Source organism: Thermoactinomyces sp. CICC 10522, from assembly GCF_016055075.1.
Classification (GTDB): domain Bacteria; phylum Bacillota; class Bacilli; order Thermoactinomycetales; family Thermoactinomycetaceae; genus Thermoactinomyces_A; species Thermoactinomyces_A daqus.
This window is the reverse complement of sequence record NZ_JAECVY010000001.1, coordinates 364,696-379,084: the sequence shown is the minus strand read 5'-3', so window position 1 is coordinate 379,084 and position 14,389 is coordinate 364,696. Positions and strand designations below refer to the sequence as shown.

The 14,389-nt window shown below is 50.2% G+C and carries 14 protein-coding genes, 1 other RNA gene and 1 riboswitch; of the genes, 2 read left to right on the top strand and 13 right to left on the bottom strand.

Translation table 11 applies throughout. The features are described 5' to 3' along the window. Position 1: 1 nt before the first annotated feature. Positions 2–106: riboswitch (TPP riboswitch) on the bottom strand. A 43-nt stretch (positions 107–149) separates the two neighbouring features. The 4 genes from I8U18_RS01950 to I8U18_RS01935 form a co-directional block, all read right to left on the bottom strand. Further along, positions 150–626, bottom strand: coding sequence for a GNAT family N-acetyltransferase (locus I8U18_RS01950; protein WP_232330937.1), 477 nt, complete (start codon positions 624–626; stop codon positions 150–152). Then, on the bottom strand, positions 623–1,039 hold the full coding sequence (locus I8U18_RS17665) for a 2Fe-2S iron-sulfur cluster-binding protein (RefSeq protein WP_160173884.1): 417 nt from the start codon (positions 1,037–1,039) through the stop codon (positions 623–625). Before I8U18_RS17665 ends, I8U18_RS01950 begins: the two co-directional genes overlap by 4 nt. Beyond that, positions 997–1,614: a DedA family protein gene (locus tag I8U18_RS01940; RefSeq protein ID WP_198055320.1), complete on the bottom strand. Its 618-nt coding sequence runs from the start codon at positions 1,612–1,614 to the stop codon at positions 997–999. The genes I8U18_RS17665 and I8U18_RS01940 overlap by 43 nt, the downstream gene beginning before the upstream one ends. A gap of 157 nt (positions 1,615–1,771) precedes the next feature. Then, on the bottom strand, positions 1,772–2,836 hold the full coding sequence (locus tag I8U18_RS01935; RefSeq protein ID WP_033101711.1) for a M42 family metallopeptidase: 1,065 nt from the start codon (positions 2,834–2,836) through the stop codon (positions 1,772–1,774). 143 nt (positions 2,837–2,979) lie between these two features. Here I8U18_RS01935 and I8U18_RS01930 point away from each other — a divergent pair, with 143 nt between their 5' ends. After that, positions 2,980–4,908, top strand: a complete 1,929-nt coding sequence (locus I8U18_RS01930) for a hypothetical protein (RefSeq protein ID WP_198059168.1) — start codon at positions 2,980–2,982, stop codon at positions 4,906–4,908. Here the strand turns inward: I8U18_RS01930 and I8U18_RS01925 are convergent. From I8U18_RS01925 to I8U18_RS01910, 4 genes are all read right to left on the bottom strand, one after another. Next, complete coding sequence (locus I8U18_RS01925) at positions 4,826–5,113, bottom strand: hypothetical protein (RefSeq protein WP_152568590.1); 288 nt, start codon at positions 5,111–5,113, stop codon at positions 4,826–4,828. The genes I8U18_RS01930 and I8U18_RS01925 overlap by 83 nt on opposite strands. 154 nt (positions 5,114–5,267) lie before the next feature. Further along, positions 5,268–5,685, bottom strand: an RNA gene (gene rnpB, locus I8U18_RS01920) — RNase P RNA component class A. Between the two features lie 66 nt (positions 5,686–5,751). After that, positions 5,752–6,864: a Nif3-like dinuclear metal center hexameric protein gene (locus tag I8U18_RS01915; protein WP_198059169.1), complete on the bottom strand. Its 1,113-nt coding sequence runs from the start codon at positions 6,862–6,864 to the stop codon at positions 5,752–5,754. Continuing rightward, positions 6,840–7,592, bottom strand: a complete 753-nt coding sequence (locus I8U18_RS01910; protein WP_198059170.1) for a tRNA (adenine(22)-N(1))-methyltransferase — start codon at positions 7,590–7,592, stop codon at positions 6,840–6,842. Before I8U18_RS01910 ends, I8U18_RS01915 begins: the two co-directional genes overlap by 25 nt. Positions 7,593–7,682: 90 nt before the next feature. Here I8U18_RS01910 and I8U18_RS01905 point away from each other — a divergent pair, with 90 nt between their 5' ends. Beyond that, on the top strand, positions 7,683–7,895 hold the full coding sequence (locus I8U18_RS01905; RefSeq protein WP_033101715.1) for a spore germination protein: 213 nt from the start codon (positions 7,683–7,685) through the stop codon (positions 7,893–7,895). Positions 7,896–7,990: 95 nt separating this feature from the next. On the opposite strand, the gene I8U18_RS01900 is transcribed toward I8U18_RS01905, so the two are convergent. The 5 genes from I8U18_RS01900 to I8U18_RS01880 all read right to left on the bottom strand — a co-directional run bounded on the left by I8U18_RS01900 (position 7,991) and on the right by I8U18_RS01880 (position 14,279). Further along, complete coding sequence (locus I8U18_RS01900) at positions 7,991–9,415, bottom strand: M1 family metallopeptidase (protein WP_198055317.1); 1,425 nt, start codon at positions 9,413–9,415, stop codon at positions 7,991–7,993. Between the two features lie 100 nt (positions 9,416–9,515). Next, positions 9,516–10,634 carry a 4-hydroxyphenylpyruvate dioxygenase gene (hppD, locus tag I8U18_RS01895; protein WP_198059171.1) on the bottom strand — a complete coding sequence of 373 codons (1,119 nt, stop codon included), beginning with the start codon at positions 10,632–10,634 and terminating at the stop codon, positions 9,516–9,518. A 74-nt stretch (positions 10,635–10,708) separates the two neighbouring features. Then, a complete protein-coding gene (locus tag I8U18_RS01890; RefSeq protein ID WP_198055358.1) occupies positions 10,709–11,314 on the bottom strand; it encodes a GNAT family N-acetyltransferase in 606 nt (201 codons plus the stop codon). Positions 11,315–11,452: 138 nt separating this feature from the next. Next, complete coding sequence (locus I8U18_RS01885; protein WP_198055357.1) at positions 11,453–13,084, bottom strand: AMP-binding protein; 1,632 nt, start codon at positions 13,082–13,084, stop codon at positions 11,453–11,455. Positions 13,085–13,139: 55 nt separating this feature from the next. After that, positions 13,140–14,279: an acyl-CoA dehydrogenase gene (locus I8U18_RS01880; RefSeq protein ID WP_033101717.1), complete on the bottom strand. Its 1,140-nt coding sequence runs from the start codon at positions 14,277–14,279 to the stop codon at positions 13,140–13,142. Positions 14,280–14,389: the final 110 nt, after the last annotated feature.

Genomic DNA, 14,389 nt, shown 5'->3' with positions numbered 1-14,389 from the left:
TACACGAATTTCCCCACTTCCTTTCGCTGGTATTAACCAGTTCAAGTTCAAAGGGTTGGAACCCCTTCCGTTCCTCTCAGCACAATGTGCACCCCTAGTGGCCATATGAATATGAAATTAACCAAAATACTAAATGTATCGTTTTTATTCTATCCCTTTTTTTCACTTTTCGTCAATTGTTTTCTAAGATATATCAATACAATCCCCTCCGGGGTCAATCGTTCGGCCACCCGGACAAACCCGTGTTTCTCATAACAGCGGATCGCCGGCAGATTGGCTTTCCCTGTCGTCACTCCCCACTCCTTCACCCCGTCTTCCTGCAATACTTTTTTTAACAACGCAGACGCCACCCCGCGGCGAAAATGGGAGGGGGAAACGGCGAGACGGCAAATGCGGATAAAATCACCCGTCCGCTTAAAAGCCAAAAAACCGGCCAATTCCTCTCCTGCAAAAAACCCGAGGAACGTTTCCCCTGATTGCTTGATTGAATCTTTTGTATCCTTTAACGGCGGTAACTCTTCACAGCCGATCATTTTGGCCTCCACCCGGTATGCCGCCTGCTGCACCTGTAAAATTTGTCTGACCTGCTCTTCGCTGCCCAAATGAATTCGCTTAATCAAACTCATTCACTCTTTTCCGAATTGACTGAGATTCGAACGTCCCCGTAAACAAACAATTGACAGGCTAACCGGCCTCCTTGAACCAGCTCTTCATCCCCCAGCCGATAAAGCTCTGAATCGGTATAATCGCTTAGATTCTCCATTCCCTCCTGCACATGGACCCTGCAGGTTCCACAGCGTCCCGTCGTGCATTGGAACGGCAGAGGAATCGACCTGGAGGCCGCCTCCAACAATAAATTGGCCCCGTCATAAACCTCGAATTCATAAGATTGATCTGCCAGTTCAATCTTCACTCTCGGCAATTCTTCCAGCTCCTCTTCCCATGATAAAAAACCATCACCTCTTGTGCGATGATGGCAAACTGCGATCGCCCGGTCTATTTGGTATCCAATCCGTTGCTGTTCTGGCTCTGGTTCCACAGAAACCACCCCAGAAAAATCAGGATGACGGGCAACGCTACAAGAAGAATACGGGCACCATATTTGTGCATCACCTCAAATCCTGTCTCCCAATTGGAGCCAAGGACATGTCCCAATCCGATAAAAGTGGCGCACCAGATGACTGCTCCCGCGTAGGCAAACAGCGAAAAACGGGAAAATGAAAGGCGCGATATCCCGGCAAGATAAGCAGTTACATGACGAACCCCGGGAATGAAATACCCGGCAAACAAAAGCCAGTTTCCGTACTTGCGAAAAAGAACCTGAGTAATGCGCAGACGGCGACGGGTAATAAAGATTTTGCGTCCGTACTTTTTCAAGAACGGGTAACCCAATTGCCGGCCCAGCAGGTAGCTGATCGTGATCCCGGACGCCGAACCGATCAAAGCGCTCAAATAAGTCATATACAGATTTAATTTTCCGATCGATGTCAAATACCCGAGAAAGGTCATTAAGATCTCATCCGGTAAAGGGATTCCCACAATTCCCAGTACCAGGAAAAGAAAGATGGCTATATACCCATACTCCTGCAGCATTATGAATAGCGTTTGTTCCATTGTATAACCCCGTTTTTCCCTTTACGTGCAAACACTTTAAGAATATCATACTTTAACCTTGAGCAAAAGATGCACGAATCCTGCGAGAATATGAGAACGTTGTTTCCGGAACTCCCCTGTCCTGACAAAGGAATCAGGACGGTTATAAGAAACCGCCCTATAGATACTGCGTGATTTCTGCCACTTTCTGCTCGTCAAGCCCTTTCACCGCTTCATGCAGGAGGCGGGCTGCATTTTCCAGATCGGTTTTGCTTACCATGGAGACATGGCTGTGAATATACCTTGCCGCAACTCCAATCACCAGCGAAGGCGTTCCTTTTCCATACAGGTGGAACTGGCCGGCATCGGTTCCGCCTCCTGTCATGATCTCAATCTGATAAGGAATATTGTTTTTCTCGGCCACTTCGACGACATAATTGCGCAGACGAATATTGGGAACCATTGTCGCATCCAAAAAGGTGATCAGCGGGCCTTTCCCCATTTTCGGTTTATTTTCTGTTTCCACTCCCGGTTGGTCTTCGGCAATTCCCACATCAACGGCAAAAGCCAGATCCGGTTTCACCAGGCGCGGAGCCGTCGTCGCTCCTCTGAGTCCCACTTCCTCCTGAACGGTTGCCCCGGCAATCACGGTATTGGGATGTGACTCCATTTTCAGCCGTTCCACCATTTGCAGAGCCAGCCAGCAGCCGGTCCGGTTATCCAGCGCTTTGGCCAAAATCGTATCATTGTCAGGCATGATCTCAAACGGGCAGAGCGGCACAACGGGATCACCGACCCGGATGCCCCACTCCTTTACCTGCTCATCGCTGTGGGCACCGACGTCAATAAACATTTCTTTCATCGGATACACCCTATTGCGCTCTTCCGCTGTTAAAACGTGCGGTGGTTTGGAGCCGATCACGCCTGTAAACACGCGATTTTCAGTCATGATTTGCACGCGTTGCGAAAGCAGCACCTGGCTCCACCAGCCTCCCAACGGCGTAAAGCGAAGGTAGCCCGATTTGGTAATTTCAGAAACCATAAAGCCAACCTCATCCAGATGGGCTGCCACCATGATGCGGGGTTTGCTGCTGGTTCCCTGAATCTCGGCAAATATCCCGCCAAGGCCGTCTGTCATGATATGAACATGATGCTTTTTCATTTCGCGTTCCATGATGGCACGAACTTCGTGCTCGTACCCGGAAACGGCTCTCGCTTCGGTTAATTCTTTCAATAAGTGCATTTTCATCCCCCTTATGGTCTGGCCTTTTTATAAGTTCTGCTCTTTTCATCCTTTTTATAACCCTCTTTTTAACCAGTCCCTTTACATATTTCTGCGGATCGTTTTTCAAACTATCCTTAAAAGCATTTGAGGAGCCCGATGCGATGAAAGCATTTTTTGCTTCACTGATGCTGTTTGTGCTGTTGGGGCAATCCTTGCTTCCGGACTCCACAGGCAACCCGGCCGCCGGGACGCTATGGCAAAAACCGTTATACGGCGATTACGGGGCTGAAATCAGGGAGAAAAAACCGCGGGCGGACGGGCTCTTCCACGTGGACACCCCGCAAATGATCCATCATCTCAAAGATTTAAAGGTGAACACGTATTTTTACTTAGTTTGGCATCAACCTTCCGACTGGGACGATTTGCGCAATGAATTTCTTCCTGCAGCGCAAAAAGCGGGAATCCGTGTCTGGGTCTATCTTGTCCCTCCTTCCGAAACGGCCATTCACTCACCGGAACCGTACGGGAAAGATTACGTGGCCTGGGCGCGTGCAGTCGCCCGTTTATCGCTGCGTTATCCCAATTTGCAGGGAATTGTGATGGACGATTTCAGCGAAAATCTTTCTTTTTTCACACCGGCCGTCCTCAAAGCGATCAAAGATGCGGGAAAAAAGGAAAATCCCTCTTTTCAGTTTCTGCCGCAAATCTACTATCCGTATATCACCGATGGCTTGCTGAAAGCCTACCGCCCTTACTTTGACGGTGTGGTAATGAGCTTTCGCGACGACCAGTTTCGCAACACGCAAAAAATCGACCGCCTGGTTGACCAGATTGACACGATGCAGGCACGAACCCGGAAGGTTGGATTGCCGTTTATTCTCATGCTCTATACAAGCAAGTTGTCAGCCACCCCTGCTAGTCCGTCCGTTTCTTATGTGGAGGGGGCTTTAAAACTGGCGCTTCACCGCCTGAAACTGAGACAAATTCAAGGTGTGGTCACGTATCTGTTGCAAAAGGAATTTACGGCAGAAGACAATGAGAATATTGCTCCCTCAGGAATGGGATATGCCAATCTCTTCGTTCCCACCGGCATGAAAAACCGGAACGAGAACAATGTACAGTGGGTTCAGCGGATCTATCTTCCACCTTCGCCTTCATATGAACTCACCTTTTGGCATATGAGCACTTATCCGGCCTCCGGCAAGCCGATCTCCATCCAAAAACAGCTGTGGATTGATGACTGCCTCGTTTGGAAAAAACCGCTGAATGCCACCCCGTCTGAAAAATGGGTCAAAGAGACGGTTCATCTTACTCCCTACCTGAAAGGAAAGCGAACCGCCCTTCTCTCCCTGCGCCTGTCCGTAAAGGAAAAAGATCAGGCAGACTGGGCCTACGCCGGTTTTGACCACTTGCAGACAAAAGGATTCGTGGTTCAAAATGCCGATTTTGAAGAACGGGATAAGCATTGGACGGTGATGTCCACATCCCGGGGGTTAATCGGCGAAATCTTGATCTATGATCCCGGTCGCCGGTACCGGGTTTACCAAGCGATCAAAACTCATTTGACCGCATTTGATCTTTATCAAACAATGGTCGAATCGACAGACCGACCATTGCTCGCCCGCCAGGCCGACCACCTGTTAAACTGTGTCCTGCTGAAACAGGACCAATCCGCTTTGCAAACACTGGAACAGATGACGCAAAACCTCATTTTTGACAAATCGGTCTCCTTGATGGCAAAGAAACGGCTGATTCAGGAAATTTATCAACTCTATCGCATATTGGATGCGCAATCTCTGGGAAACAAGGCTGTTGACCTTTCTTCGTCAACGGCCTTTTTTGATATCCCATGCACGCCAGAAATCCCCATCAACTCCGACACACACTCCCGAGCCGACCGCCATATCGCGGGTTTTACCAATCATCAAAAATCTTTCGGCGAACATGATCGCACCTCACATTCCCATCCAGGCCATAAAAAACAGACCATGGCAAATCGCGCATGGTCTACATTTCTTCCCGATCGATCACCTGCCTGCGAAAATTGTCGGAGGCATCGGCAATGGCCAGGCGGTTTTCAAGAGTGTTGATCACATTGGCATAATAGGTGGCAGCCTGATCCATATGTCCCATCTCAATCAAGTTTTGGTAAGTATCATAGCTTTCCGCGAGCAAACGAAAGGTTTTGTTGAATTCAGGCTCGTCCATGATCGGCGGGCGATTGTCCCCTTCTTCGTTATAAAACATTTTATATCTCTCAATATACGCATCATACGAAGTAAAATCCGGATTCATCTCACTTCAACCTTTTTTAACATATTTAGGGTTAGTTTTGCTTCTTTCGCCCCAATCTATGCGAAATCCGGACATAAAAAAAGACTGCCGACATTCAGCCAATGCCAGCAGTCACGGATGACGCACAAGCGTCTTTTTGCTCCGAACAAGCGATGAGAAAAGCAAACAATAAGCCGAGTTCTGTTCTCCGGGTGGTCCGGTCGACGGCTTGCTCGTCTTCCACCCATTGGAGTGGCAATCATCTGTCTAGGTCGTACATTGCTGCACGACTCATGCGACCAACCCGAGATCACTGCGGGCCACAGTTGCACATCATGTGCTGATCTCCTATCAGGTCTTGCTCCGGGTGGGGTTTACCTAGCCAGCATGTCTCCATGCTGCTGGTGCGCTCTTACCGCACCGTTGCATCCTTGCCTGTGAGGCAAACAGCCTCCATCGGCGGTCTACATTTCTGTGGCACTAGCCTTAGGGTCGCCCCCACCGGCCGTTAGCCGGCACCCTGCCCTGTGGAGCTCGGACTTTCCTCCCGTGGGACCTTGCGGTACACCACCGGCGATTGCCTTGTTTACTTTTCTCCTGTGCATCTACATATTTTAACAAAGCGAGAAATCAAGCGCAACTGGTAATAAGCGGAAATGCTATCCCCCGATAAAGCGGAAGGGATTGGTGTTGACGCGGGAAGCAAAAACCGAAACGGCCTCGCCCAGTTGCCGTTGCAGGATATGGCGGACCCGGTCGACAACATGATGCTCAACATGATGGCCGACATCCAGCAGATTCAGCCCGATGGCCTCTGCCTCCTGCGCTGTGTGATAATCGATGTCTCCCGTGATGTACACATCGGCGCCCGCCTGTTTCGCTTCGTGAATATACCGTCCCCCTGAACCGCCGAGAATCGCCACCCGACGGACAGGATTGGACCACTCACCCACCGCTTTTAAACCGTCCAGTTGATAGGACTGTTTCACCGTCCGCGCAAAATCAAGCAGTGTTGTTTGTTCCGGCAGTTGGCCGATTCGCCCGAATCCCAGCTTTTTCCCTTTCAGTTCCAATGGATAGAGATCGTAGGCAACCTCCTCATAGGGATGGGCAGCCAGCATGGCCTGAATCACTTGTTCCTGCAGATGATCCGGCAAAATCGTCTCCAGGCGAATTTCTTGCACTTTTTCCAACTCACCCTGTTGCCCGATAAAGGGGGAAGTTCCTTCGCGGGGCATGAATGTACCGGTTCCTTCCACATTAAACGTGCAATGGCTGTATTTGCCGATCCATCCGGCGCCGGCCGCACACACGGCGTCGAGCACCTGTTCATGATGGGAAACCGGAACGGTGACAACCAGCTTTTTCAGTTTTTCCTCACGGTAGGAAATGAGCACGCGAAGATGCTGAAGGCCCAACTTTTCTGCCAAAACAACATTTACCCCTTCGTCGGCGGCATCCAGATTCGTATGGGCCACATAAACATTGATGTCATGTTTAAGCAATTTGGCAAACATTCGTCCGGCGGGTTGATCCGTGCGTACGGCTTTAAGGGGATGGAAGATGACGGCATGATGGGCGATGATCCAATTCGCATTTCTCTGAATCGCTTCATCGACAACCTCTTCATTTACATCGAGCGTAACCAGCACTCCTTTGACCTCTGCTTCCGGATCACCCACCTGCAGCCCGATCCGGTCGTTATCCACGGCCAGGCGCGGTGGTGCATAATGATTCATCGCTTTGATCAATTCGACTCCCCGGATAGACATGTGAACACCTTCCTCCATTGTTCCAGTTCGTCCGCGAGTTTTTTCCTGCGGATGACTGCTTCCTCCGACTTTCCTTTTGCCAACTGCTGATACACCTTTTCTTTGGCTGCAAGCTCTTCTGCAACCTTCCGATGCAACAACGGATGCTTTTCTCTCCACAATACCGGTCCGATCTCCAGCAGCAGGGAAGAAGGCAGACCGCTCCTGCCATAAGCATCCTCTTCCCCCGGTTCGGCGACGATGATCTCATACAAAATTCCGGCCTCTTCCACAATCGTCTCGGCGACAATGCGGAAGTGGTTTTGCCGCAGCCACTCCCGAACCCGGTACGCCCCGATATTCGGTTGCAAGATCAAACGACGGACACGGGTCAGCTTTTCTTTTCCCTCTTCGAGAATGTTCGCGATGAGTGAACCGCCCATGCCGGCAATCACGACCGCATCCACTTCCCCTTCCTCCAGGACCGACAGGCCGTCTCCGAGACGAACCTCGATCACTTCCTCATACCCCATAAGCCGAACACGATTTTTGGCATTTTCAAAGGGTCCCCGGTTGATTTCCCCGACGATGCCCTTTTTCAGCCGCTTTTGTTTCGCCAGATGGAGCAACAGAAAAGCGTGGTCGCCGCCAATGTCCGCCACGCGGATCCGGTCGGGAACAAACTCGGCCAGGGTCTGAAGTCGTTTGGATATTTGCCATCCTGGTATGTAAGATGATGATTCCACCATGGCTAAAGCTCTCTCCTCCTGTTCTCGGCCCTCTTATTATAACATCTTCGCCCGCCGCTGAATAAAATGGCATCCGAAGGAGGGATGAAGATGTCCGTCAACAATATTTTCAACTGCAAAATCAGCAATATGTTTACCACCGCCCGGATTCAGGTGGGCAACTCCCTTCAACTCGCTCCTGAGAACAGATCAAAAACCCTTGGCGGTGCGTCAACGATCGGAGACGGAGGCGTCAATGTAAGCGGAGCCGGCAACGTATCGATCGATCCGGATCTGATCGACCAAGTTTACGCCTGGATTTAAAAAAAGCCGGAAATGATTCCGGCCCGAAAAACAAGAGTCCGACGGGTCTGTCGAAAAGGTCGCTGCGAGTTTCCCCGCGATTGAACATCGGACGCTTATTTATGCTTGAAATACAGCCATTCATCGAAAAAGGGAGTGAGATCTTTTCCGGCCACCTCGTTGGCAACACGGATAAAATCCCGGGTGGTCGCCACTTTAAAACGATATCGTTCATAATAGGTGTGCAGAATATCCATCACCTTTTTCTCGCCGATCTCGTCCATCAGCTGAAACATCATCGCCGCCGGACGAATATAAACCATCATGCCGTAGACGGCGTCAGGATAGTCATATAATCTCTCCACCGAGGTTACCCCGACGACGCGGTGAATTTCATCCGTCCGTTTGGCAGCTTTTTTTAACAGTCCCCGCTCATCCTCTTTCATTTTCTTTTGCATGTAGAGGAATTCCGAAAAAGTGGTCAATCCTTCGTCCAGCCAGGGTTCTTTTACCTGGTTGTTGCCGACAACGCCATACCACCATTGGTGGGCCAACTCATGCACGACCACATTGACAGCCGGCACCTGTCCCGACTCTGCCGGCACTGTCGGAATCGATGTCACCAGACCGGGATACTCCATGCCGGCAATGCCAAACCCCGTCTCCCCGAGAACGATGTCGACCTCATCATAGGGATAGGGGCCAAACCGCTCTCCGTAAAATTTCATCCCCGAAACAGCCGCCTCATGCAGCGGTTTCACCACATTTTCCATCCCTTTGAGGTACCATAAATTCACCTGGATGTTTCCCATTTTCCCGCGCGTCACCCGGTAATCTTTGGTCAAAACCGCCGCAAAATCGCGTACGCGCTCCTGTTTTACCGTAATGGGGGAACGAACCTTCCCATCTGCATTATTCCCGGTGGAGATCACCTGATATCCTTGCGGTAAACGAAACGTGACTTCAAAGTCGGACATTTGCGTGTAAAAAGGATCGCCGACGGTTGTATACGGCTCTGTATGCCAACCGTCCTGATCCCTGACCGACAGCATCGGATACCACTGCGCCAGAAAAGCAGTCTGTTTAAAGGTATTTAACCTTGTTCCTCCGCGGGGCAGATTCAAAAGAAAATCCATTTCGATCCGCGCACTCTTTCCCTTCGTCAGCGGTGTCGGCAAAGGAATCCGCATGATAATCCCGCTGATTTTTTCCTTTACCGGTTTGCCGTCGACGCGCACATTGGAAATATCGATGTAACCCGGTTTTTGCGGTTTTGCTTCCCGACCGTATTTCCAGTCGCGAAACACATTGGGATAAAGGTGAAAAAAGGCTTCCGTCTGTGCTCTTGTTCCCTGTGCGGGCAGGATCAGCTCCATATGCGCCTTTACTTCATCCTTTTGCGGTACATACGTCGCATCAATCCGGTATTGCGGCCGTTGTCCTTCCGCCGCAGGGGCAGCAAACATCTTCCCTCTCATGCCAAACAGGAGTGGGAATATCAACACCAAACAAACGCCGATAGAAAAAAAGCGGCTTTTCATCTGTCCGTCACCTCGAATCCAAAGTCAATTCCCGTTTAGGATGACCGATTCTCCCAAAAAATATGACAGACGAAAAAACCGCTTCGCTGATTCACCTGTCTTACAAGTTTCCCCGGCGAGCCTGTTCGCGTTCGATCGCTTCAAACAAAGCCTTAAAGTTTCCATCACCGAAGCCACGCGCGCCTTTGCGCTGGATAATCTCGAAGAACAGCGTCGGCCGATCCACGATCGGTTTGGTGAAGATCTGGAGCAAGTAACCTTCATCATCCCGGTCCACCAAAATGTGCAGACGTTTTAAATCTTCGATGCTTTCATCAATTTCGCCCACCCGGTCAAGCAGTGTTTCATAATACGTATCCGGTGTGTAAAGGAATTCGACCCCATTTTCTTTCAGAGATTCCACGGTGGCGACAATATCCTCGGTGATGAGAGCAATATGCTGAACTCCTGCACCGTGATAAAAGTCCAGAAACTCCTGGATCTGAGATTTTCGTTTCCCCTCTGCCGGCTCGTTGATCGGAAACTTGATCCGGCCTGTGCCATTTTGCATGACTTTTGACATGAGCGCCGAATATTCAGTGCTGATATCTTCATCATCAAAATGGATCAATTGTTTAAAGCCCATCACCTTTTCATAATACGAAACCCATTCTTCCATCTTCTCCACGTTGCCGACCACATGATCGACGCCGATAATGCCGACGGAACGAACGGGCAGGTTGAGTTCTCCCGGCACGAATCCCGGTGCGAACAGCCCGTTGTAGTTTTTTCGCTCAACCAGGGTATGCACCGTGTCCCCATATGTTCCGATCACCGCTTTCTTCACGATTCCATGTTCATCTTGTTCGGCATAAGGCTTCCTGATGGCGATCGCTCCCCGTTTGATCGCCTCGGTGAAAGCGGTTTCGGCATCCTCGACGCGAAGGGCAATATCCTTTACTCCATCCCCGTGTTTTTGCACAAACCGCGCAATCTCATGATCCGGCTGATATGATCCGCTGACCAGGATGCGCACGTTCCCCTGTTCAAGCAGATACGAAACTTTTTCCCGATTGCCGGTTTCCAGGCCACTGTACGCCACCGGGCGAAAGCCATAAGTTTGGCAGAAAAAGTAAGCAGCCTGCTTGGCATTTCCGGTGTAATATTCCAAATAGTCAATGTCATAGATCGGGAAAAAATCAGTTTGCAACTCTTCGGGAAGTTGGAATGATTTGCTCATGACAGAATATTCCCCCTTTTTCGAAATAGTTTCCTAACTCAAGAATATCGTGCAGCCCAAAACGACGCAAGCATCTACAGTGCTGCGCCGTCGCTTTTACGTAATGAAAGGCTGTGAAAATCTTCAGGAATCATGGAATAAATGCAGGTGTTTCGCAAACGAAGATCAGCCGACAACTGGTCATTGCGAAGCACGCCTTCCAATGTATAACCCAGCCGTTCAGCCACTTTGCGACTCCTCACATTTCGCTGGTCGCAACGAATTTCAATCCGGTTCGCCTTCAATATTTCAAAGGCAAACACGGTTAAACCCCGGACCGCTTCCGTGATATACCCTTTTCCCATCATTTTTTTCCGGCACCAATATCCAATCTCGAACTTGCGGATTCTCCAATCGATTCTGTGCAATCCGCTGCTGCCGACAAAGAGATTGCTTCCTTTTTCAAACAGATGGAAACGAAGATCGCTCCGCTCGAGAAACTGGCAGTAAGCCTGGCGGATATTCGCTTCCATCTCCACCTGATCCAGCGGTTTCTGTGCCCAATCCATCCATGGTTTCAGCAACTCCAACGTCTCGGTGGCAGCTTCATATACCAACGCTCCGTCACCAGGCAAGGGGCATCGGATCACAAGCCTTTCCGTTTCAAAGGAGTGCGGAAAATTCATCAAAATGGGCGGCAATGGTTTCATGACTGAAAGATCTCCATTTCCTTAAGATTTTTCTATCCAAATTTTACAGGACTCTTCCAAAAAAACAAACCGATTCCGTTTAAGGAAATCGGTTTGTAACCGTCATGCTTCCGTTTCGCCTGCGCCAGCCTAACTTTCCTGACGGTTGATCATAAACTGCTCCCGTAATTTGTATTTTTGAATTTTCCCGCTTGCCGTCATCGGATAGGAATCGACAAAAATCACATGCTCGGGAATTTTGTATTTGGCGATCTTGCCGGTACAAAATTGCCGGATCTCCTCTTCCGAACAATCGGTCCCTTCTTTTTTGCGAACAAAAGCGACGGGAATCTCTCCGTATTTTTCATCGGGGACGCCAACGATCTGGACATCCAGCACTTTGGGGTGCGTGTACAAAAATTCCTCAATTTCCCGAGGGTAGATATTTTCCCCGCCGCGGATGATCATATCCTTGAGCCGTCCGGTAATCCGATAGTAGCCCTCTTCCGTCCGTATCGCCAGATCCCCCGTATGCAGCCAGCCCTCTTCATCAATCACCTCTTCTGTCTCGCGCGGCATTTTGTAATACCCTTTCATCACGTGATAGCCCCTTGTGCATAATTCCCCCTGCTGTCCGTCTCCGAGCAGCTCGCCCGTTTGGGGATCAACGATTTTCACTTCAACATGGGGCAGCGGCTTCCCAACAGTTGTCACCCGCATCTCCAGCGCATCATCGGTTCTCGTCTGCGTGATCACCGGAGAAGATTCTGTCTGCCCGTAGGCGATGGTCAATTCCCGGATTCCCATCTCTTCGGTCACTTTCCGCATCACTTCAATCGGACAGTTGGACCCGGCCATGATTCCCGTCCGAAGCGTACTGAAATCGGTCCGGGAAAAGCGCGGGTGATTCAATTCGGAGATAAACATGGTCGGAACACCGTGAAGAGCAGTGCATCGCTCTTTTTCCACCGTTTCCAGCACCTTGCCGGCATCAAAGGTAACGAGGGGAATCATGGTTGCGCCAACACTGACACAGGCAAGGGTACCCAACACACAGCCGAAACAATGGAAAAAGGGGACAGGGATGCACATGCGGTCCGCCTGCGTCAGCCTCATGCATTCAGCGATATTGCGGGCGTTGTTCACGATATTCCGGTGGGTCAGCATCACCCCTTTGGGAAAGCCGGTTGTGCCTGAGGTATATTGCATATTGATCACATCGTCGGGGGACAGCGATGCTTCTCTTCGCATCAGTTCTTCATCATCCAGCTCCGCACCCATCTCGATCAGGTCCCGCCAGATGAAAGTACCCGGATAACGTTTGTCACCCAGCAGGATGACATTTTTCAGATGCGGCAGCCGCTTCGCTTTCAATCTTCCCGGTTGCGAGTGGATCAGCTCGGGGCAAATCTGGTAGAGCATGTCGATAAAGCGCGTCCCGTGCACCTGTTCTTCCAAAATTAATGTTTCCGTATCTGATTGCCTTAACAAATACTCCAGTTCACGTACCCGGTAATGCGTATTGACCGTAATCATCACCGTGCCGATTTTCGCTGTTGCAAATTGTGTGATCAGCCATTCCGGTTGATTGGTCGCCCAAATGGAAAGATGATGCCCTTTTTTCAGGCCGAGTTTCATCAGCCCTTTGGCTGTTCGGTTTACCTGATTTTGGAACTTGCGGTAGGTCCAGCGAAGATTTTTTTCCGGATATACCACGGCCTCCTCTTCTCCGAATTTGTGGACCTGCTCAGCCAACAGCCCGCCAACTGTGAGATCCAACAATTCCGCCACTCGCCGCCGCCCCCTTTTTTCTGTGAAAATTTTTTGCTATTCCCTGTTAACAGCCGATCTCCCGCGCGATGATGTTGCGCTGTATCTCCGATGTCCCTTCCCCGATTTCCGTCAATTTGGCATCACGGAAGAAGCGCTCCACTTTATAATCGCGCATATAGCCCCAACCGCCGAGAATCTGCACCGCCTGTGTCGTCACCCACATCGCCGTCTCGGAAGCAAACAGTTTGCACATCGAGGCTTCTTTGGTAAATTTGCGCCCCTGATCCTTCAGCCAGGCGGCTTTATACACATAAGTCCTCGCCAATTCGATTTTCATATGCATATCGGCCAATTTATGGGCAACTGCCTGAAATTTGGAGATGGATTGGCCAAATTGAGTCCGTTCTTTGGCATATTGAAGAGCCAGTTCATAGGCTCCTTGGGCGATTCCCACAGCCATCGCCCCGATTCCGATTCGCCCTCCGTCGAGCGTGATCAAAAACTGTTTAAACCCTCTGCCGATTTCGCCCAGGCGATTTTCATCGGGAACCCGTACGTTTTCCAGAACCAGCTCCGTGGTATTGGAACTGTGAAGCCCCAATTTTTCATAATTATCAATCACCCGGAATCCCGGTTGGTCCGTTGAAACGATAAAAGAAGTGATTTCCCTTTTGCCTTGCGAGTTTCCCGTCACTGCGGTCAGGGCCAAGAAATCAGCGTAACTCGCATTGGTGATAAAGCATTTGGAACCGTTAATAATCCATTCATTGCCTTCTTTCACCGCACGTGTTTTGGTACCGCCTGCATCCGAACCGGCATTCGGCTCCGTCAGACCAAATGCCCCCAGTGTCTTCCCCTCACACAACGGAACCAGGTATTTCTGTTTCTGCTCCTCCGTGCCAAACAGGTAGAGCGGGGCACAACCGAGAGAAATATGGGCGGAATAGGTGATCCCAGTCGAAGCGCAAACCCGGCTCAGTTCTTCCACGGCAATCGCAAAGCTGACCGTATCCGCACCGGCCCCGCCATATTCTTCCGGAAAGGGCAATCCCATCAGCTTCAATTCGCCCATTTTCTCGAATATCTCTTTTGGAAATCGCTTGGTCCGATCCCGCTCATCCGCTCCGGGAGCAACTTCTCCTTCGGCAAAATCACGCATCAAGTTGCGAATCATCTTTTGTTCGCTCGTCAGTTCATAGTTCACAGCACTCCACTCCTCCCAGATGTATGACAGCGCTTTCATTTTCATTATAGGTTGACTTGTTTTATTACTTCAAGAATTTTTAAAAGTCAGTTGGATGCCTGCCAAATTAA